General features: G+C 60.8%; 22 protein-coding genes. 9 read left to right on the top strand and 13 right to left on the bottom strand.

All coding sequences use genetic code 11. The annotated features are described in order from the left end of the window. The 5 genes from dxs to dut all read right to left on the bottom strand — a co-directional run. A partial coding sequence (gene dxs, locus HMPREF2724_RS10015; RefSeq protein ID WP_070588458.1) for a 1-deoxy-D-xylulose-5-phosphate synthase occupies positions 1-1,886 on the bottom strand: 1,886 nt, incomplete at its 3' end. Between the two features lie 118 nt (positions 1,887-2,004). Beyond that, on the bottom strand, positions 2,005-3,303 hold the full coding sequence (locus tag HMPREF2724_RS10010) for a class I SAM-dependent RNA methyltransferase (protein ID WP_256375029.1): 1,299 nt from the start codon (positions 3,301-3,303) through the stop codon (positions 2,005-2,007). Continuing rightward, positions 3,296-3,892: a DUF3159 domain-containing protein gene (locus tag HMPREF2724_RS10005; protein ID WP_083306130.1), complete on the bottom strand. Its 597-nt coding sequence runs from the start codon at positions 3,890-3,892 to the stop codon at positions 3,296-3,298. The genes HMPREF2724_RS10010 and HMPREF2724_RS10005 overlap by 8 nt, the downstream gene beginning before the upstream one ends. 97 nt (positions 3,893-3,989) lie before the next feature. Beyond that, positions 3,990-4,889, bottom strand: coding sequence for a DUF3710 domain-containing protein (locus HMPREF2724_RS10000; RefSeq protein ID WP_070588457.1), 900 nt, complete (start codon positions 4,887-4,889; stop codon positions 3,990-3,992). Between the two features lie 31 nt (positions 4,890-4,920). Beyond that, positions 4,921-5,394, bottom strand: a complete 474-nt coding sequence (gene dut, locus HMPREF2724_RS09995; protein ID WP_061922873.1) for a dUTP diphosphatase — start codon at positions 5,392-5,394, stop codon at positions 4,921-4,923. Positions 5,395-5,464: 70 nt separating this feature from the next. Here dut and HMPREF2724_RS09990 point away from each other — a divergent pair, with 70 nt between their 5' ends. Further along, complete coding sequence (locus tag HMPREF2724_RS09990) at positions 5,465-6,001, top strand: DUF3093 domain-containing protein (RefSeq protein WP_082785783.1); 537 nt, start codon at positions 5,465-5,467, stop codon at positions 5,999-6,001. Positions 6,002-6,132: 131 nt separating this feature from the next. Here the strand turns inward: HMPREF2724_RS09990 and HMPREF2724_RS09985 are convergent, their stop codons facing one another. Next, a complete protein-coding gene (locus HMPREF2724_RS09985; RefSeq protein WP_061922875.1) occupies positions 6,133-6,423 on the bottom strand; it encodes a DUF4193 domain-containing protein in 291 nt (96 codons plus the stop codon). Between the two features lie 108 nt (positions 6,424-6,531). Further along, positions 6,532-7,395: an inositol monophosphatase family protein gene (locus HMPREF2724_RS09980; RefSeq protein ID WP_070588456.1), complete on the bottom strand. Its 864-nt coding sequence runs from the start codon at positions 7,393-7,395 to the stop codon at positions 6,532-6,534. Between the two features lie 35 nt (positions 7,396-7,430). On the opposite strand from HMPREF2724_RS09980, the gene ppgK reads away from it, so the two are divergent. Beyond that, positions 7,431-8,231 (top strand): polyphosphate--glucose phosphotransferase, encoded by an 801-nt coding sequence (gene ppgK, locus HMPREF2724_RS09975; RefSeq protein WP_061922881.1) that lies wholly within the window; start codon positions 7,431-7,433, stop codon positions 8,229-8,231. Positions 8,232-8,428: 197 nt separating this feature from the next. Beyond that, positions 8,429-9,877: an RNA polymerase sigma factor gene (locus HMPREF2724_RS09970; RefSeq protein WP_070433196.1), complete on the top strand. Its 1,449-nt coding sequence runs from the start codon at positions 8,429-8,431 to the stop codon at positions 9,875-9,877. A gap of 142 nt (positions 9,878-10,019) precedes the next feature. On the opposite strand, the gene HMPREF2724_RS09965 is transcribed toward HMPREF2724_RS09970, so the two are convergent. The 6 genes from HMPREF2724_RS09965 to HMPREF2724_RS13300 form a co-directional block, all read right to left on the bottom strand. Next, positions 10,020-10,763, bottom strand: a complete 744-nt coding sequence (locus HMPREF2724_RS09965) for an ABC transporter permease (RefSeq protein WP_070588453.1) — start codon at positions 10,761-10,763, stop codon at positions 10,020-10,022. Between the two features lie 4 nt (positions 10,764-10,767). Beyond that, positions 10,768-11,514 (bottom strand): ABC transporter permease, encoded by a 747-nt coding sequence (locus tag HMPREF2724_RS09960; protein WP_070588450.1) that lies wholly within the window; start codon positions 11,512-11,514, stop codon positions 10,768-10,770. Continuing rightward, positions 11,511-12,425 (bottom strand): ABC transporter ATP-binding protein, encoded by a 915-nt coding sequence (locus HMPREF2724_RS09955; RefSeq protein WP_070588448.1) that lies wholly within the window; start codon positions 12,423-12,425, stop codon positions 11,511-11,513. Before HMPREF2724_RS09955 ends, HMPREF2724_RS09960 begins: the two co-directional genes overlap by 4 nt. 60 nt (positions 12,426-12,485) lie before the next feature. Continuing rightward, complete coding sequence (locus HMPREF2724_RS09950) at positions 12,486-13,172, bottom strand: response regulator (RefSeq protein WP_070588444.1); 687 nt, start codon at positions 13,170-13,172, stop codon at positions 12,486-12,488. Next, positions 13,169-13,864 (bottom strand): sensor histidine kinase, encoded by a 696-nt coding sequence (locus tag HMPREF2724_RS13305; RefSeq protein WP_246818245.1) that lies wholly within the window; start codon positions 13,862-13,864, stop codon positions 13,169-13,171. The genes HMPREF2724_RS09950 and HMPREF2724_RS13305 overlap by 4 nt, the downstream gene beginning before the upstream one ends. 89 nt (positions 13,865-13,953) lie before the next feature. Then, positions 13,954-14,301: a hypothetical protein gene (locus tag HMPREF2724_RS13300; protein WP_246818244.1), complete on the bottom strand. Its 348-nt coding sequence runs from the start codon at positions 14,299-14,301 to the stop codon at positions 13,954-13,956. A 221-nt stretch (positions 14,302-14,522) separates the two neighbouring features. Here HMPREF2724_RS13300 and HMPREF2724_RS12465 point away from each other — a divergent pair, with 221 nt between their 5' ends. The 6 genes from HMPREF2724_RS12465 to HMPREF2724_RS12900 all read left to right on the top strand — a co-directional run bounded on the left by HMPREF2724_RS12465 (position 14,523) and on the right by HMPREF2724_RS12900 (position 19,764). Next, entirely contained in the window at positions 14,523-14,825 is a 303-nt protein-coding gene (locus tag HMPREF2724_RS12465) for a glycerate kinase (RefSeq protein ID WP_235591050.1), read from the top strand. A 71-nt stretch (positions 14,826-14,896) separates the two neighbouring features. Then, positions 14,897-15,919 carry a transcriptional regulator UriR gene (locus HMPREF2724_RS09940; protein ID WP_070588530.1) on the top strand — a complete coding sequence of 341 codons (1,023 nt, stop codon included), beginning with the start codon at positions 14,897-14,899 and terminating at the stop codon, positions 15,917-15,919. Continuing rightward, positions 15,916-16,845: a ribokinase RbsK1 gene (locus tag HMPREF2724_RS09935; protein ID WP_070588442.1), complete on the top strand. Its 930-nt coding sequence runs from the start codon at positions 15,916-15,918 to the stop codon at positions 16,843-16,845. The genes HMPREF2724_RS09940 and HMPREF2724_RS09935 overlap by 4 nt, the downstream gene beginning before the upstream one ends. 25 nt (positions 16,846-16,870) lie before the next feature. Next, positions 16,871-18,340, top strand: coding sequence for a uridine transporter UriT (locus tag HMPREF2724_RS09930; protein WP_070588440.1), 1,470 nt, complete (start codon positions 16,871-16,873; stop codon positions 18,338-18,340). A gap of 30 nt (positions 18,341-18,370) precedes the next feature. Further along, positions 18,371-19,309, top strand: a complete 939-nt coding sequence (locus HMPREF2724_RS09925; protein WP_061922910.1) for a uridine-preferring nucleoside hydrolase UriH — start codon at positions 18,371-18,373, stop codon at positions 19,307-19,309. Positions 19,310-19,575: 266 nt separating this feature from the next. After that, the gene (locus tag HMPREF2724_RS12900) at positions 19,576-19,764 is read left to right on the top strand and encodes a hypothetical protein (RefSeq protein ID WP_061922912.1); all 189 of its coding nucleotides are present in this window, start codon (positions 19,576-19,578) and stop codon (positions 19,762-19,764) included. The last annotated feature ends 3 nt before the right edge of the window (positions 19,765-19,767 follow it).

The following is a 19,767-nucleotide window of genomic DNA, read 5'->3' as shown; positions in this document are numbered from 1 at the left end:
CCCAGCCAGTCCTCGACGGCTGCGGCGATTTCCTCCGGGGTGAGGCTGTTTTCCTCCAGCACTTCGCCGCGGCTTGCGTGGCGTGGGAAGTAGTTGGCCACGCCCATGCGGCGCAGCGGCGTATCCACCTCAGCGGCATTCAGCGCCTCTGCGATCATGGAGCCGATGCCGCCACGGATGATGCCGTCCTCGACGGTGACCACGAGGTCGTGGTCTGCCGCGAGGCCAACCAGGGACTGCGGTACCGGAACCACCCAGCGCGGGTCGGCGACGGTGACGTTGTAGCCGCGCTCTTCGAGCAGCTTCGCGGCGTTGCGGGAACGGGTGCTCATCGCGCCGATGGCAACGAGCAGGATGTCTGGGACATCGGAGGCAGCTTCCTCAGCATCGTTGTAGTAGATGATGTCCACACCGTCGGAAAGCTGGTCCACTGCTTCGATGTCATCAAGCAGGTTGCCCTTGGGGAAACGCACGACGGTTGGTCCGTCGTTGACCTCGAGGGCCTCGTTGAACAGCTCGCGCAGGCGGGCGCCGTCGCGAGGAGCGGCGATGCGCATGCCTGGGACGATGCTCATCAGGGCCATGTCCCACACACCGTTGTGGGAAGGGCCGTCGGAGCCGGTGACGCCAGCGCGGTCCAAGACAATGGTCACCGGCAGCTTCAGCAGCGCGATGTCCATGATGACCTGGTCCACGGCACGGTTCAGGAAGGTCGAGTAGATGGCAACCACCGGGTGCATGCCGGCTAGCGCCAAGCCAGAGGCAGAAGCCATCGCGTGCTGCTCTGCGATGCCGACGTCGAAGAAGCGCTCTGGGAAGCGCTCCTCAAAAGGCGCCAGGCCGGTAGGACCTGCCATGGCAGCGGTAATCGCCACGATGTCCTCACGGTTTTCTGCCGCCTTAATGAGTTCCTCGGAAAAAGCTGCGGTCCAACCCGGCTGCTTCTGGCCCTTTGCCACGCCGGTGACTGGGTCGATGGCACCGGTGGAGTGCATCTGATCCTTCGGCTCGTTGACGGCTGGGGCAAAGCCGTGGCCCTTTTCCGTTACGGTGTGGACGATGATTGGGCCGTCGTAGTCGCGGGCGTAGGAAAGCGCGCGCACCACGGCGTCGATGTCGTGGCCATTAATGGGGCCAACATACTTAATGCCAAGCTCTGGGAACATCTCGGTAGGCATGACGGTGGACTTCACGCCGTCCTTGATGGCATGCAGCGCATCGAAGGTGCGCTCGCCGACCCAGCCCATGGACTTCAGGCGCTTTTTGCCCTGTTCCATGATCTCGTCGTAGCCATGCTGGGCACGGATACGGCCCAGGTTCTCGGATAGACCGCCGATGGTCGGCGAATAGGAACGGCCGTTGTCGTTGACGATGATGACGGCGTTGCGTTCTTTATCGGCTGAGATGTTGTTGAGCGCTTCCCAGCACATGCCGCCGGTCAACGCGCCATCGCCCACGACGGCCACGGCGTTGCGGTGGTTCTCACCCTTGATCTTGAAGGCCTTGGACAAGCCATCGACGGTAGAAAGCGCGGCAGAAGCGTGGGAGGACTCGGTCCAGTCATGCTCAGACTCGCCGCGATCGGTGTAGCCGGAAAGACCGTCCTTCTGGCGCAGGGTATCGAACTGATCGGTGCGCCCCGTTAACATCTTGTGCACGTAGGACTGGTGGGAGGTATCGAAAACGATGGCATCCCGCGGGGAGTCAAACACGCGGTGGATGGCCACGGTCAGCTCCACGACGCCCAGGTTAGGCCCTAGGTGGCCGCCGGTGACGGAGACCTTCTCAATCAGACGTTGACGAATTTCATCAGCCAACTGGCGCAGTTGTGCTGGGGAGAGAGCCTTCAAATCGCGAGGCGACGCAATGGTATCCAGAATGGTCATGGAGCGGCCTTCTTCTCCTTCTTGTCAGTTCTTTTTCTTTTCTACCGTACCCGTTCCTGCGCTAAGGGCGGCAATCCTCGAATTAGCTTGGGTGTTAGCCGCGGCGGCTGGGGCAAGGCTATTTATGCGGCTGCAGCAGCGCCATCGTCTCGAAGTGATGCGTTCCGGGGAAGGCGTTGAGCATGGTCAAGCGTTTGAGTTCATAGCCGACCTGCTTCCACGCCTTGATGTCGCGAGCGAAGGTTGCTGGGTCGCAGCCCACATGGACGACGCTGCGTGGTGCGGCGCTAGCGACGGAACTTACGACGTCGTCTCCAGCACCGGTGCGCGGTGGGTCAAGGACCACGAAGCGCGGTGCGGGCAGCTGCGCCGCAGACGTTTCCACCTTGGCGCTGCGGAACTCCACGGAGTACGGCGCCAGGCAATCCTGCTTAGTGGCAGCTGCTGCCGGCGAGTAGTCCACGGAGTAAATTTGCGGGGAGGCAAAGTCTGCAGGTTTCTCGGCCGCTCCGCTGCTTACCAGGGCGTCGTGCAGCGCGGGCACGAAAAGGCCCACGCCTCCATAGAGGTCCCAAGCCACAGCGGATTCTCCAGAAGAATCCGCCGGTGCTGACGAAGCAGAGAGCCACTCACGCACGAGCGAGGTATAGGCCTCGGGTGCGGCGCGGTGAGCCTGCCAAAATGCGGTGGCCGGGAAGGTAAAGGCGTGCTCTCCTACCTTTTCGACCACGGTGCCGGTGCCTTCAATGACTTCGCGGACGGTTTCGACTCGGCGCCCGCGTTTGTCACGGCGGGATTCCACGACGTGGCGGTTTCCCTCGCTGTCCATCACGGCGATGACTTCAGCACCCGGGGTGAAACGGCGGGCGTCCTCCCCCACGATTCCGTCGACGAGACCCGGCACTAGCTGGGTGCAGGCAACATCGGTGACAAGCTCAGTGGAGCCACGCTTGCGCAAGCCGGCACGGCCCTCCTGGTCCACGCCGAGGCGCACGCGCGTGCGCCAGCCACGCTGTGGGGCAAGCTCGCGGGTCTCGACGTTGAGGGCCTCGAGCTCTTCTTTTTCCAGCTTGGCCACGCGGCGCAGCTGCTCAGTCAAGACTTCGGTCTTGATCTCGGATTCCTTATTCGGATCCAGCTCGTGGAAGTCACAGCAGCCAGCGCCCTGTGCAGCTGCCGGGCAGGCGGACTCCACGCGCAGCGGGCCGACGGTGTTAACTGCTACAAGGTCAGCCTCGATGAAGGACTTCTTGACCTTGCGGGCGATAACGCTCACGGCGTCGCCGGGGAATGCGCCGTGGACGAAGACGATGCGGCCGTCGGCAGCATGCGCGATGCCCACGCCACCGTGTGCCATGCGCTCGACAGTAGCGTCGAAAGTCTCGCCCTTAGTAATCGTTACCTCCGGGCTAGTCACGAATAGCCTCCTCAGCAGTTGCTTCCTCGACAGCGGCGTTGGCACGGCGGACCATCCAGATGGTCAGCAGGGTGACCACGCCTGTCAGTGGCCAGCCCATGAGGATGCGCACGACGCCGAGCGCGGTGGTGTTGTCGGCGTTGTAAATGGCGTTTTGCACGATGAAACGCGCCAGGAAGATCACTGCCCAGCCGGCAGTTGCGATGGCGTAGGCGCGGCGGGCTGGCGCCACGGTGCGCCAACGCATGTCCTCGCCGTTGATGCCTTTCCAGATGACGCCGACTAGCGGCCAGCGCACCACGATCGAGATGGCAGCCACGATGAAAAACAGCAGCGACATCCAGATGCCGTAGAGGAAGTAGCCCTTTGCATCGCCCGTGAACCACGCGATGGCGGCGCAAATACCGACACCCACCAGGCCGGAGATAGCAGGCTGCAGGGTTTCCTTGCGGGCAATGCGCCAGACGGCGATAAGGAGGGCAACACCAAGCGCGGCCAACAAGGCAGGGCCCAAGCCCCACACGTTGTTGACCGGAATGAGAACCACCACGGGCAGCGTCGCAGATACCAGGCCGGAAAGCCCGCCCATCTGCTCCAGAAGGGTGGGCTCTTGCTCAGTAGTTGCGGTTCCGTCGTTGGACGCGTTGGACGCGGATGCGCCGTTAGAACTATCGGGTTTCGTCACGTTAGCTTTCTTCTTTGTTCAATTCATCCAGCTGTGCCTTGGCTTCAGCCTCCGCTTCAGCTGCTGCAGAATCAGTGCGCTGGGCGTCAGCGCCATCGGCGCTGGTGCCCTCGGCGCTGGTGCCTTCAGCACGCTGCTTCATTGCCTGCTGCACCTGCTCGGCCAGCTGCTGCGGCAGGGTCACCGGCAGCGAGTTGCCAGCCAGGATCGGATCCTCGCCGCGATAGATAAAGGTACGGGCGAAAACCTCACGGCCAAGCTCTGCGAGTTGTTCCTGCTTGCCCGCCGGTGCGGCAAGCGTCAGGCGGTACATCCAGCGCGGGCCGTCGACGCCAATGATGCGGATTTCACCATTCGGGTTGGTGCCGACGATCTCGGTGCCCCAAGGGCCATCCTCGCCGTGGGCTTCAAAGCCATCGCGGGTGAGACCATTAATGATGTCGGTCGCGGACTCAGCCCACTGACCCGGCTTGCGCGGCGCCGCGAAAGCAACCGGCGTCATGCGGCCGTGTTGGCTAACGATGTGGAGCATCTTCGGGCCCTGCTCGCCCATCTCAACCTGGACCTGGGTGCCCTTTGGCAGCGGGATGCGCATGGAACCCAAATCCAAAAGGCCTACCGAGAAATCCTCGAAGTCGAAGTCCTGGATATTTACTTGGTCGCCATCGAAAGGACCCATCTCGCCACCCACGGCGTCGTGTTCCACACTGTAGGCATTGAAGCCTGCAGGAGCTGCGGGGGCATCGGTTGGCGCAGCTGAAACGTCGCTTTGCGCCGCGCCTTCTTCTGCCGAAACGTTATCAGCAGCAGGTACCTCATCGGCCGGGACACGGGTTTCCGCGTCCTGGGAGTTATCGCTTTGAGAGTCAGATTTCTTCTTAGAAAAAGGCCACATAGGCATAATTGTTCTCCAAACTTTTCTCGCGCGCTACCTAAACACCAGTGGAGCCATAGCCGCCGGTGCCGCGCACGGTCTCGTCGAGTTCTTCGACTTCCTCGAAATCGACCAGCTCCACGCGCTGGATGAGCAGCTGCGCGATGCGCATGCCGCGCTCCACGTGGAAAGTCTCGTGCAGGTCGTGGTTAATCAAGCAGACCTTAATTTCGCCGCGGTAGTCGGCGTCGATGGTGCCCGGCGTGTTGACCACCGAAACACCGTGCTTGGCGCCCAGGCCGGAGCGCGGGTGGACAAGGCCAACGGTGCCCAGCGGTAGTGCGACCGCGATGCCGGTTCCCACGAGGACGCGCTCGCCCGGGGCGATGTCGACCGATTCTGCCGCGCAGAGGTCAGCGCCGGCGTCGCCACGGTGTGCGCGCTGCGGCAGCGGCAGCTCCTTATCCAGACGGCGTACCTTGACAGGGCCGAAGGGGCTTGCAGGATCGATTAATGGGTTCGTCTCATTCACCCGCACTAGCCTACCGTGGGGTCACAACGGCTTCGCTAAAGCAGGGCCTGAGTGACTACACTTACTTCCCGTGTCTAAGAATTCTGCTTCCGCTTCCCAAACCGCAGCCGGCGTAGCAGGCAGCCCCGCGCCGGAGGTCCTCTACAGCGAGCGCCAATGGGTGCCGTGGTATTTCTGGTTCATGGCAGCCTTCGTCGTGGCGATTACCACCGCGACGGTCAGCCTGAACCGCAATATTTGGTGGATCATCATCCCGGCCGTGGTCTTAAGCGCCATCGCAATTTGGGTCATGGTTTCTTGGTCCGGCACCGTCCTGCGCGTGGAAAAGGATGCTGATGGCACCCGCTGGCTCGTGGTCAAAGACGCGCAGCTTCCCCACGATGTCGTGCAGCGCTCCATGGTGGTGCCAAAGTCGGCGCGCCGCAGCGCCCTTGGACCGCAGTTCGACCCAGCCGCCTTCCTGGTCACGCATGGCTGGATCGATGAGCACGTGATGCTGGTTCTGGATGATCCAGAGGATCCAACTCCGTACTGGCTCGTTGCCACCAAGAACCCACAGCAGGTGCTAAATGCCTTCTTAGATCCGGCAGATCGCCCTAACACTTAAGAGCCGCAAGCTCCCTAAAGGCAGCAAGACATAAAAATTCCCCTCTGCGCCGCTTACCCAAGTTATTGCTCCGAAAGGAACTATTGCTCCAAAGGGTAAGTCGCCCGCAGAGGGGAATTTGTTTTTCTCGCCTATGCGCAGTCGAGGCAGATCGGCTGACCGTCTTCCTCGTGGGACAAGCGCTTGTTGGATTGCACCAGGAAGCAGGAAGAGCAGGTGAACTCGTCTTCCTGACGCGGGATGACGGTGACGTTGAGTTCCTCACCGGTGAGATCCACTGTCGGTGGCTGGAAAGCCTCGACGATTTCTCCATCGTCGTCCATGCCGTTGTTGTCGGTTTCGGCAGCCTTCAGACCTTCGAGAGAGTCGGCTTCCAGCTCGTCTTCTACACGGCGACGCGGTGCGTCATAATCGGTGGCCATAGTGTACGCCCCTATTAGTCATGTGGTTGGGATAGGTATTTATCGTGCGCATCCTAAAACACATTTGCTGCGATGTCATACTCGCCCCGCCGCAGGCGCGTCAGATTCCTACCCCCGCAGTGGCTCTAGGGCACCATTTTCTTCGAGAAGCTGGGAAAATGCCGAGGCCAGGCTACCCCCGCAGGCCCAGGTTAATTCGCCGTCTTTTGCGCCTTTATTCAATCCTGGGCGATTAACTACAGCTCCGGCTTCAGCTGCGATGATGGCACCGGCGGCGCAGTCCCAGGCGTTAATTCCGTGCTCGTAGTAGGCGTCGACGCTTCCCTCCGCCACGCGGCACAAGTCGAGCGCGGCCGCGCCCATGCGACGAATATCACGTACCTGCGGAAGCAGTCGGCAAAGCAACTCCGCCTGCGCTTGGCGACGCCCCGCTGCATACCCAAAGCCCGTTGCCACCAGGGCTAGCGCAGGATCAGTTTCGGTGCGGCAGTGAAGCTTTCGTAGAGTGCCATCGGACGTTTCTAGCGTGGCGCCGTAGCCCAGGGCCGCCGAGTAGAGGTCGCCGCGCACTACGTTGATGACGGCGCCGGCGACGATCTCGCCATCCACGGCGGCGCCGATGGACACCGCATACTCATTGATGCCATAGAGGAAGTTCACGGTGCCATCGATGGGATCGACAATCCAGGTAATGCCGGTGCTACTTAAAACGTCTGCGCCTTCCTCACCCAAGATGCCGTCGCCAGGACGCGCGGAGACGATCTGCTCGGTGATGAAATGCTCAGTTGCTTGATCCACCTCGGTGACGGGGTCCACCGCCCTCGACTTCGTCTGCGTGTGCGCGGCAAGACCGTCGGCGTCGATAAGCGCCGCTCTTTGCGCGCGAATACGTTCGACGGCGGCACGGGCAGTAGCCGCGGCAAAATCGCGCAGCTCTTCGACGCTAATTACATCCCTATCAAAGCTAGCCATGCCAACAATTATGCATTTGCCTAGACTTGATGCCTATGACTGGCACTACAGCTGAAACCAGCACCGAAAAGCACGCCGCCCCAGCCCAGGCCGAGCACTCTTTTGGCATCGACATCGGAGGTTCCGGCATCAAGGGCGCGGAAGTAGACCTAGCAAACGGCGAGTTCGTGGGCGAGCGTCTAAAGATTGCTACCCCGGAAAAGTCCACCCCGGAGGCCGTGGCGAAGATCGTCGCGCAGATCGTGGCGGAGAAGAACTGGGAGAGCCCAGTGGGCATCACTCTGCCTTCCGTGGTCAAGGACCAGAAGGTGCTCAGTGCCGCCAACATCGACAAGTCCTGGATTGGCGTGGATGCGCAGGAGCTTTTCGCCCAGTACCTGGATCAGCCTTTCGTGGTGCTTAACGACGCCGACGCTGCCGGCCTCGCCGAGGTTGCCTACGGCGACGAGGTGGCGCGCACGGGCTCGGTCATCTTCCTGACCCTCGGCACTGGTATCGGCTCCGCGTTCCTGCTGGACGGCCAACTTTTCCCTAATACGGAGTTGGGCCACATGATGGTCGGCGATGCCGAGGCTGAGCACCAGGCATCCTCTGCTGTAAAAGAGCGCGAGGATCTCAAGTACAAGGAATGGGTCAAGCGCCTTGACCGAGTATTGGAAGAATATGAAAAGCTTTTCAACCCCCACGCCTTCATCATTGGCGGCGGCATTTCCCGGAAGTGGGAAAAGTGGGGCGATAAGCTCACTACTTCTACTCCCGTTGCCCCAGCGCAGTTGCGCAATCGTGCGGGCATCGTGGGTGCGGCTATGGCAGCCCAGCAGGGCCTTAAGCCGTAACAGTAATCACATAGCTAATCGACCCCAGTTCACCGCCTTAGAGCCAAGATCATCTATACTGGGCCGTCGATCCTTAATCTAAACAGCACGCGGCGTGCCTAACCCGCCCTAATCAGGCGAGCTCATAGCATGGCCCCAAAGGTTGGATCTTGTCTAACCTTGCTGTTTTCAATCACAAGCAAGTCGAAAGGGCGTACGTGGCAGCCACTGATTCTTCAGACCAGGTTCTCGGCGAGGGCGCTGATGCCGCCGAGGCATCTGCCCCTGTCAAGAAGACCGCCAAAAAGACGGCCAAGAAAACCGCAAAGAAGACCGCGAAGAAGACCGCCAAAAAGACCGCGAAGAAGACGGCCAAAAAGACTGCTAAGAAGACGGCCAAGAAGACGACTCGCAAAACTGCGAAGAAATCTGCCAAGAAGACCGTCCGCAAGTCTGCGCAGAAGGCCGCGACCGCTCCTGAAGAAAAGCAGGAGAACCTCGAGACCGCTTCTGACGAGCTCGAGGACGAGCTGGTAGATGACGCCGACCAGGATGACGCGGACTTCGATCCGGATAGCGCGGACATGGACGATGACGAGTTCGGCGATGCTGAGGACGAGCTCGATGCGGATGAGGACGAAGAAGACGACGATGAGGACTCGTCCTCCGTCTGGGACGAGGAAGAGTCTGCTGCCCTGCGCCAGGCGCGCAAGGATGCACAGCTGACCGCTTCTGCTGACTCCGTCCGCGCTTATCTCAAGCAGATCGGTAAGGTCGCCCTCCTTAACGCTGAGCAGGAGGTCTCCCTGGCAAAGCGCATTGAGGCTGGCCTCTACGCGCAGTACCGCATGGATGAGATGGAAAAGGCTCGCGCTGAGGGCGATAAGGCCGCCAAGCTCTCTCCTATGGAAAAGCGCGACCTGCGTTCCATCGCCCGTGATGGCCGCAAGGCAAAGAACCACCTGCTGGAGGCGAACCTCCGTCTGGTGGTCTCGCTGGCAAAACGCTACACCGGCCGCGGCATGGCTTTCTTGGATCTCATTCAGGAAGGCAACCTAGGCCTTATCCGTGCGGTTGAGAAGTTCGACTACACCAAGGGCTACAAGTTCTCCACCTACGCCACGTGGTGGATCCGCCAGGCCATTACCCGCGCCATGGCAGACCAGGCCCGCACCATTCGTATCCCGGTCCACATGGTTGAGGTCATCAACAAGCTGGGCCGCATCCAGCGTGAGCTGCTGCAGGATCTGGGCCGCGAGCCCACCCCGCAGGAGCTGGCGAAGGAAATGGACATCACCGAGGAAAAGGTGCTGGAGATCCAGCAGTATGCTCGTGAGCCTATTTCCCTGGACCAGACCATTGGTGATGAGGGCGATTCCCAGCTGGGTGACTTCATTGAGGATTCCGAGGCAGTCATCGCTGTCGACGCCGTATCCTTTACCCTCCTGCAGGATCAGCTCCAAGACGTGCTCACCACCCTGTCTGAGCGCGAAGCCGGCGTCGTTCGCCTGCGCTTCGGCCTGACCGACGGCATGCCGCGCACTTTAGACGAAATCGGTCAAGTCTACGGCGTCACCCGCGAGCGCATCCGCCAGATCGAGTCCAAGACCATGTCCAAGCTGCGCCACCCATCGCGCTCTCAGGTCTTGCGCGACTACCTCGACTAAGAGGCCACGCTAGCCAAGGGCAAGCGACAAGACACACGCGCTTGCCGACGCCTCCCTCGCCTCCCCCCGTTAGCACTAAGCTGCGGAGGGACGCGAGGGCATTTTGCATCTGTGGCACAAGCAAGAGTCCCAAGGATGCGGCCTAAGCCTCAACGTCATGGGTTCGCAGCCAGACAACAGATGCAATCCAAGCTCCGATGACGAAGCAGATAGAAACAGCCATCCTGAACGCGATACCGTACACATCAGGAGTGTCATCTGCGCCGAAGGCAGTACTGCCGAGCGCAAACGTCGACGTAACCATAGCCGGTGGCAGCAGCATCGGGATGAGCCGAATACCGCTGTAGAGAATTCCAACTGAGGCAATCGCGCCCACAAGTGAAATCGCCACGGGCGTGGCAAAGCTGCGAAAGATCATCGAGAAGAAGGATTGCCAGGCCCCGACTGCGAACGCCGGGATGATTGCTAAGAACAGCGCGCTCAAGTTGAGCGGCGAAATCTCTCCCTGTAATCCTAAGCCGCGTCCAATGCCTAATGCCAGCGCAATGAACACCGCCTGCATTAGCGCGATGAGGACCATGATGGAGAAAAACTTGGACGCGACTACTTCTCCCGCCGAGCGCGGTGAGGTCAAAATAGTGTTCCAATTGTGATTGCGGTGTTCCAGGCGCCAGGCAGCTGCAGCGATGATGGCCACTCCCACAGTCATAAAGATTAGGCCGTAGAACAGCGTTGCTTGGGAAAGATAGCTTGCCCATCCGGCATTAAGTACCGCCAAGTTGGCGTGATAATTCGCGGCACCAATGCCGACTGCTATACACGGCACGAGGAAGGTGACAGCCCATACGTAGGAGCGTCGAAATTTCAGCAAGTCGATAGCAAACATGAACTTATTCCTCCTGGGAATCAAGCGTGCGACAAAGCACGGTGAAGATGACGGTTACAACGGCGATGAAAAGTGCCCATGGAATCCACAGTGGTTCGATGCTCACTAGGCCTTCGGGGCGGAAGGTAAATGGGGATAAGACTGCGTAGTAGCCGAAGGGATTAATGAGCGCGACCGCGGTTGGGGAAAGCATTCCTGCCACACCGAGGAAGCCGCCTACTACCCCAGTGCTGAGCACCACGAGCTGGGATTCCACGCGTGCTGCCTGCCACAAGAAAATCGCCATCAGTGCGCACGAGGTTCCATATAGACCAGCTGCTGTGAGAACCCATGTGCCGAGTGAATCAATCGACTGTGCGCCAAAGAGGAATGGAGTGGTCAAGACCGCGAGCAATTCAACTACCTTTACTGCGGCTAGGACAAGGGCTAAAGCTGCGAACTTCGCGCGGAGCAGACCACCGCGGCGGTACCCGGCGATGGAATTGAGCCGCCAGCCGCCGTGGAGATGCTCTACATCGGCTGCGCGGCTGGCTAACAATGCCACCTGCACCGGAGTGAGGAAGGCCGTCACCATGATGTAGCCAAGGAGATGCCCGCCCCATTGACTATGCGGATCTTGCTGAAATTGTTCGGCGGTGTGCTCACCCACCAGATTCATACTGGAAAAAGCAACGATGGCGAGCGTGACAGCAAGGGCAAGCGGCAGCATCCGGGTATGCCGCATCTTGGCATATTCATTCTGCAGCATCATTGCAAGCCACCTCGTCCCGTAATCGAAATGAAGATCTCTTCGAGACTGCGGTGCGTTCTTAGTACCTGGTAGATGGGCACGCCATGGTTGACAAGCTGCGCACAAGCCCCCGCGACGTCGCGCTCGCTTAAGTTCGGGACCCGAATGCCACCTTCTACAAAGCGCACTGAGATACCCGCGAGTGCTTGCGCCGCTTCCTTGGGGTTCGGGGTTTCGATAAAGACTTCAGGCGGCTGGGAATGGAAAAGCTCCTGCTTTGTACCTTGGAAGAGTAACTGTCCGCGATTGATAATGGTCAGTTCACTAGCCATCTTTTCGATTTCCGAGAGAAGGTGGCTCGAAACCAATACCGTTCGCCCCTCATCGGCAGCGAGGCTGACGATAAGATTGCGAATCTCTTCGATACCGGCAGGGTCAAGGCCGTTCGTTGGTTCATCAAGGATCAGAAGCTGCGGGTTACGAATCATAGCCATTGCGATACCGAGGCGCTGCTTCATGCCCAAGGAATAGTTCGCTACTTGCTTGTCCAGCTGCTTTTCTAGCCGCACGAGGTGCACTGCGCGATCCACGTCTTCTGCTTCAGCGCGTAGAAGCCGCGCAGCGATGCGCAGGTTCTCTCGCCCAGTGAGGTGCAAATAGGCCGAAGGCTGCTCGATGAGCGAGCCGGTGCGGGCCAAGGCCCGGCTGCGCGTCTTAGGCCCGAAAGGCTCGCCAAACAAGTTGATGCTTCCCTTAGTCGGCTTTGCCAGACCCAAAAGCATTTTCATGGTCGTGGACTTGCCCGAACCATTCGGCCCCAACAATCCGTGAACGACACCGTGGCCGATTGCCATATCAAGGCCGTCGACGGCCTTGAATCCCTTATATTCCTTGGTCAAACCATGAGTTTCGACAACATATTCTGTGCTCATAACTCAATCGTTGCCCGGCGCGCCTCCGCCGCACATCGCCGCGAGGCACGATTTTGCGAGTCATACCGGGGTATTGCTAAGCAGGTCAGCACGGGAGACAACTCCTGTGCGATAGGCGAAAAGGGCTGCGTGTACACGGTCCCTAGAACTCGTCTTGGCGAGTACTCGTCCAACGTGCGTCTTGACGGTCGGCATAGAGATGAACATCCGCTCACATATCTCTGTGTTTGACCATCCCATCCCGATTGCTTCAAGGATTTCTTGTTCACGGGCAGTCAGCGATTCAAGTACCCGACGGTCTGCGCCGCTAATACTCAGCGTGTCCGTGGAATCATCCCTCATACTGTGGACAAGGCGCTTTGTGGCGCGGGGTGAGATTACCGCGTCTCCGCGATAGACAGTGCGCAACGCGCTTAGTAGCTCCTCTGGCTCTGCGTCCTTGAGCACGAAGCCACTCGCTCCTGCTCGCAGCCCGGCTACTACATAGTCTTCGTCATCGAAGGTTGTCAGAATGATGACCTTCGTCTCCGGAAGAGTGGATGCGATCTCAGCGGTGGCGCTAATTCCATCGCGGACAGGCATCTGTACATCCATGAGCACCACATCAGCAGGCGTGGCCGCGCATTGGGTCAGCGCATCTTCGCCATCGTTTGCTTGCCAGATAACATCCATGTCTGGCTGCGAACTAATGATCTGGGCAATCCCGTGTAGGAAGAGAACCTGGTCATCTACCAATCCGACTTTCATTGCTTACTTCCTCCTCCTGTGGGTAACTCTGCTTCTACTATCCATGTGCCAGCATCACTGCGCTGTTGGAAGGTTCCTCCAACCAATTCCGCTCGTTCCTTCATGCCAGCAATGCCATGTCCCTCGCCTCGGGCATCACCCATGTATCCATTGCGCACCTCAAGGCGGACGATACCTTCAAGCCATTCGACTAGTACGTCTGCTTGCCCGCCACCATGTTTGTTCGCATTGGTCAAAGCCTCTTGGACAATTCGGTACAGACTTAGCGACGTCGCGGCGGAAAGCTCTTCAGGTGGCGTTCCTGCGCAGCGATATCCCACAGCAATGCCAGCGCTTCTAACGCTGTTAATGAGTTCTGAAAGATCACCGAATCCCGCCATCGGCTGAGTGCCGCGCTTTTCGCCTGTGCGCAGCAAGCCCACGACTCCCCGCATCTCCCTCAAAGAGGTCCTTCCCACGCGGGAAATAGACTTCAAAGCTTCTTCTTGCGCTTCCGTGTCTTTGGTGTAGAGCGCCCCATCGGCTTGGGCAACTATAACCGATAGCGAGTGCGTGACGACGTCATGGATCTCACGTGCGATGAACGCCCGTTGTTCCGTCGAGCTTTTCTCGAATTCCAGGCGTTGTTTCTCTAAAGCACGCGAAATCTCCCGTGTGCGTTCTTCCTCTGCTCTCCTACGCAGTTCACCCACAAGCATGCACACCGCAAGGACCAGTAGGCTCCAGCCCACGACGAAAAGGCGCCGCGCAATATCCTGTGCTGCTTCCTGTACCGTTTGGCTCACCCAAATACGCCGATAAAGTCCGCAGCAAGCATCCCTATAGTCATTATTCGACGTAGGGGCTCTTCCAGCCTGCGGCGAATAATGTAGGCGACCTGCCCCGCAAGGATTATGATGCCTACGGTGAGTTCCACCTGGAACAGGCTGGCGAAGAGCACCACTGATGCAACGAAGACCACCAGGCGCGGCCACCGCCTGCTAATAATTGGCACTAGCACGACCAAGGCGATAATCAGGTAGTCAAAGAGCGGCCGGGACATCAGGTCCCTACCGATGAGAGACGCCGCTCCGCACAAAAGCGACACCGCAAGGTCACGAATCATTCGCCTATCAGAAAAGACTTCCACGCCTCTACGCTATCCGGTTCGACGAGTTAAGTAGTCATGCCTGAGTACGATTCCGTCGGCCATTTCTTCCCCAGGCCGGGTCTAAATAGACCTCCTTCCCCACAATTTCAGGCAGCCGAAGATTGGAAATCTGCGCCCCAAACTAATGTCTTGGGATACCGTGACGAGAGCAACATTGCAGAACAGCCTGATTCGAAATCCTCGCCGCCCGCCCCGCCGCGGTGACACACACCATAGAAGTCACCGGACCCGTCGGACAACAGGTCACCGCCCAGTGGGTCGAGTTCCCCGCGCGACGCCTCGCCGTCATCGAGATGGCCTCCTGCGCAGGCCTCTCCCTCGTGCCGCAGGACCTGCGCGACCCCGGCGCGACCACCATCCTCCTAGCCGCGCACATTCGCTTGCGCGGCTTCCGCGTTCCTATCCCTCAATGCCTGCGACCCCGTCGCTCCCCGCGGCGGGGTCGGAGCTGTTTCCACCCCCGCCAGAGTGCCCCCTTGCTGGAACCGGTGGTGAGGAAATAGGGTGGATTTAACAAATTGCAAACGTTTACATCAATCGTTTGCACACCACAGGGCGAAGCGGGGTGACCATCATGGCAGCAGAACACAGCCGTCCCACCCTCAAGGACGTGGCCCAGCGCGCCGGTGTCTCCATCGCCACCGCCTCCCGCGCCATGGCGGACAACCCCGCGGTGGCCACCACCACCCGCACGCGCATCCAGGCCCTAGCCGCGGAGATGGGATATCTCCCCAACGCCCAGGCCCGGGCCCTGCAGAGCTCACGCAGCAACACCATCGGGATAGTGGTGCCCAGCCTGATCAACCCCTATTTCGCCACCATGGTCTCCGCCGTGCAGAACGCAGCCGAGGGTGCCGGTCTGGCCACCATCATCACCAACACCGATGAGCGCCCGGAGACCATGGCCGCCTCCCTGGCCTTCCTTGCCAGCCACGGGGTGGACGGCATCATCTGCGTGCCCGATGAAGCCTGCGCGGACCAACTGAACAACCTGCACGCCCAGGGCATGCCCTTGGTCCTCATCGACCGAGAACTCACCGGATCCCCCATCCCCACCGTCATCTCCGATCCGCAACCCGGCATGGACGCCGCGGTATCGCTGCTGGTGGAGCCCCATGCCCTGCCGATCGGTTACCTCCCCGGGCCGCTGAGCACCTCCTCGGGACGTGCCCGCCTGGAAGCCTTCCAGCAGGCCTGCCGGAACAACGAACGGGAACCGCAGCTGGTCTTCCGTGGTGGGTTCGAACAGGAGCAGGGCTATCAGGGTGCCACCCACCTACTCAACCACGGGGCCCGTGCACTGGTCGCCGGGGACACCATGATGACCATCGGGGTGCTCCAGGCCTGCCACCGGGCCGGCCTGAGTATCGGCGAGGGCATCAGCGTGATCGGTTTCGACAACCAACCCATCTTCGCCCTGCAACCACGGCCCCTGACGGTCATCGACCAGCAGGTGGACGTCATGGCCCGGCAGGCCTTCACCGTCCTGCACGGGCTGCTGACAGGCTCCAAAACTACCGAATCCACCCAGACGCACCTTGTCACACCCACTATCCTGATCCAGGGTGATTCCCTCATGAAAGGCCCACAACCATGACTGACATACCCGGTTCACCCGGTTCCATTGTTGTTGTCGGATCCATCAACGCGGATCTGACCACCACGGTCCACCGCCACCCCCACCCCGGTGAGACCCTCCTCGGCGGCGGTGGTGAGATCAGTGCCGGCGGCAAGGGCGCCAATCAGGCCGTGGCCGCCGCCCAGCTCGGTGCGGAGGTCCACATGGTCGGTGCGGTGGGTTCCGATACCATGGCCGACTCCGCCCTGGTGCACATGCGTGCCTCCGGCGCTGACATGTCCGCAGTCCACACCGTCGACGGCCCCACCGGTCTGGCCGTGATCACGGTGGCCGATGACGGTGAGAACACCATCATCGTCGTGCCCGGCGCGAATGCCAGCATGGACGCCGACTATGTGGACCGGCATGCCCGGCTCATTGAACAGGCCGGCATCGTCCTGCTGCAGGGTGAGATCCCCGCCGATGGTTTCAACCGCGCGGTGGACCTGGCGCAGGGTCGGGGGGTGATCAACCTCTCGCCTGTGGTCCCGGTCGGTCATGAGCAGCTGCGTCAGGCGGATCCCCTCCTGGTCAATGAGCACGAGGGTGCCCTCGTGTTGGAGATGCTCGGTGCACCCACCCCCGAAACCGATCCGTCCACCCTGGTGGCAGCCCTGCTGGGTCAGGGTTTCCCCACCGTGGTCATGACCCTCGGTGCCGATGGCGCCCTGGTCGGTGACGCCGAGGGCCTCACCGCGATCCCGACCCCCACCGTTGAGGCGGTGGACACCACCGGCAGTGGCGATGCGTTCGCGGGTGCGCTCGTCGCAAAGCTCGCCGACGGCCACTCCCTGGTGGAGGCCGCACGCTTCGCCGCCCGCGTCGGTGCGTTCGCCGCCACCCGCCGCGGCGCGCAGGCCTCCTACCCCACGCTTGTCGACGACCTACCCACAGTCACCGCTTAACTCCCCCACCGAAACGAGAGTAACCATGTCAACCACCATCGAACCGAAGAAAGCCCCGGCCGCTGCGATCATCCCGCTGATGATCGCCCTGCTGGTGGCGGTGTTCGCCTTCCAGCTCAATGCCTCCATGCTCGCTCCGGCCCTGGCCACCATGGAGGTCGAACTGAACGCGACCCCCGCCCAGATCGGTATGACCCAGACCGCGTTCTTCACCGCGGCCGCCCTGTTCTCCCTCTTCCTGCCGCGCTGGGGTGACCTCATCGGCCGCCGCAAGGTGCTGATCGGCATGATGATCGTCACCGGCATCGGCTGTCTCGTCGCGGCACTCGCCCCCAATGTCACCGTGTTGTTCCTGGGACGTCTGATCCAGGGTGTGGCCGGCCCCACCGTGCCGCTGTGTCTGATCATCCTGCGCCAGCATGTGCCCAATGAGAAGCAGTACGCACTACTGCTGGGTGTAATCACCTCCATCAACGGTGGTATCGGTGGCGTCGACGCGATCGCCGGTGGCTGGCTGGCGGAACACTTCGGCTTCCGGTCCATCTTCTGGGTCATGGCCGTGTTCTGCGTGGCGGCCGCCCTGGCCCTGTCCTTCAGTGTGAAGGAATCCCCCGCCGAGACCACCCCGAAGATGGACTGGCTCGGTGTGCTGCCGCTCGCCGTGTCCATCGGTGCCCTGCTGACCGCCTTCAACGAGGCCGGCAAGCTTGCCGACGCCAACTGGTTCCTCGTCATCGCCCTGTTCGCCATCGGCATCATCGGCACCGTCGCCTTCTACAACATTGAAAAGCGTGTGAAGAACCCCCTGGTCAGCATCGAGTACCTCGGCCAGCGCCGCACCTGGGCGCTGCTGCTGACCACCCTGTTGACCATGACCGGCGTGTTCGCCATCATGAACGGTCTGCTGCCCAACCTCGCGCAGAACGCCACCCATGGTGCGGGCATGTCCGCCGGTGTGGTCTCCTGGTGGACCCTGACCCCGTATGCCCTGGCCGGCCTGGTCTTCGGGCCCGTCGCCGGTATTCTCGCCGGCAAATTCGGCTACAAGATCGTCCTGCAGATCGGTATCGCCGCCACCATCATCGGTGTCGCCGGTGCCACCTTCCTCGTGGGCAGCACCTCCAACCTGGCGTACCTGGGGATCTCCATCTTCGTGGGTATCACCTACGCCGGTATCGCCAACATCATGCTCAACGGACTCGGTGTGGTGCTCTCCCCCGCCGACAACCAGGGGTACCTGCCGGGGATGAACGCCGGCGCCTTCAACCTCGGTGCGGGTATCTCCTTTGCCATCCTCTTCGCGGTGGCCACCAGCTTCGGGGACAGCAACGGTGGGTACGCCGCCGGTATGTGGGCCGGTGTGATCATCCTGGCGCTGGCATTCCTGTGCTCCCTGCTCATCCCACGCCCGGAATCCATCACCGATACCGTGGCGGCCAGAAACCTGGCTGCCAATGCCACCGACACCACCGATACCGCCCCCGTGGGCAACTAACCCCGCGCTTTGAGAATTAGGAGTTTCACCATGACCACCAAGATCATCCTCGACTGCGATCCCGGACACGATGACGCCGTCGCCATGCTGCTCGCCCACGGCAACCCGGACATCGAGCTGCTCGGCATCACCACCGTCGGCGGCAACCAGACCCTGGCCAAGGTCACCCACAACGCCCGTGTCGTGGCCACCATCGCCGGCATGGACACCCCGATCTACCCGGGCGTGACCCGCCCGCTGGTCCGCCCCATCGAGGTCGCCGAGGACATCCACGGCGACACCGGCATGGAGATCAACAACTATGACCTCCCCGAGCCGACCGTGGGCGTTGAGGACACCCACGCGGTGGACTTCATCATCGACACGGTGATGAACAACGAACCGGGCACCGTCGCCCTGGTTCCCACCGGCCCGCTGACCAACATCGCGCTGGCGGTGCGCAAGGAACCCCGCATCGCCGAACGCGTCAAGGAGGTCGTCCTCATGGGTGGCGGCTACCACGTCGGCAACTGGACCGCCGTCGCGGAATTCAACATCAAGATCGACCCGGAGGCCGCCCACATCGTCTTCAACGAGTCCTGGCCCCTGACCATGGTCGGTCTGGATCTCACCCACCAGGCGCTGGCCACCCCGGAGGTGGAGGAAAAACTCGCCGCACTGGGCACCGCGACGGGCGACTTCGTCGTCGCACTTTTCGACGCCTTCCGCAAGAACTACCAGGACGCCCAGGGATTCGACAACCCACCCGTCCACGACCCCTGCGCCGTGGCCTACCTCATCGACCCCACCGTGTTCACCACCCGCAAGGCACCACTGGATGTGGAACTGTCCGGCGCGCTGACCACCGGCATGACCGTCGCCGATTTCCGCGCCCCCGCCCCGGAGGACTGCACCACCCAGGTGGCGGTGGAACTGGACTTCGATAAGTTCTGGACCATGGTCGTCGATGCGGTGAAGCGCATCGGTTAGGAACTCAACGCACTAGGGGGACGTGAATGTCCCATTACGTTGTTAGCAGTTCCACCCCAGGGCACCGAAGATTCAAAGCCCGTCCATCCGAATGGGCGGGCTATGTTTATGTCCGTTCCCGCCGTCTGAAAGGAAAGTGGAACTAGTCGCTGGCTTCGGTATGGCTTATTCCTGTCCCTGTCTCTGAAAATGATCCGGGGGTGATGCCGCCGAAGACAATGACATACTCAAACAGCTCAATAGGAACCTGGCCCGGCCCGGGTGGCATGAGGTTTCACAGTAATGTGGATGCCAGCGCAAGTATGTCCGACCACCCCAGCGATGAAGCTCATCTATTCAACTCCCTACTCATCGCTAGGAAGCACAGACTCATGGCCTATGACTTCGTCATTGGCATGGACGTCAGCGAATTCCTGGCCAGCGACGCCGACGCCTCAACGTCCTGTTCGCAATGATGC

Origin of the sequence: Corynebacterium sp. HMSC071F07, from assembly GCF_001810285.1 — a bacterium.
Taxonomy (GTDB): Bacteria; Actinomycetota; Actinomycetes; order Mycobacteriales; family Mycobacteriaceae; genus Corynebacterium; species Corynebacterium simulans.
The sequence above is the reverse complement of the archived record's forward strand: the minus strand, read 5'-3'. Positions and strand labels throughout refer to the sequence as shown.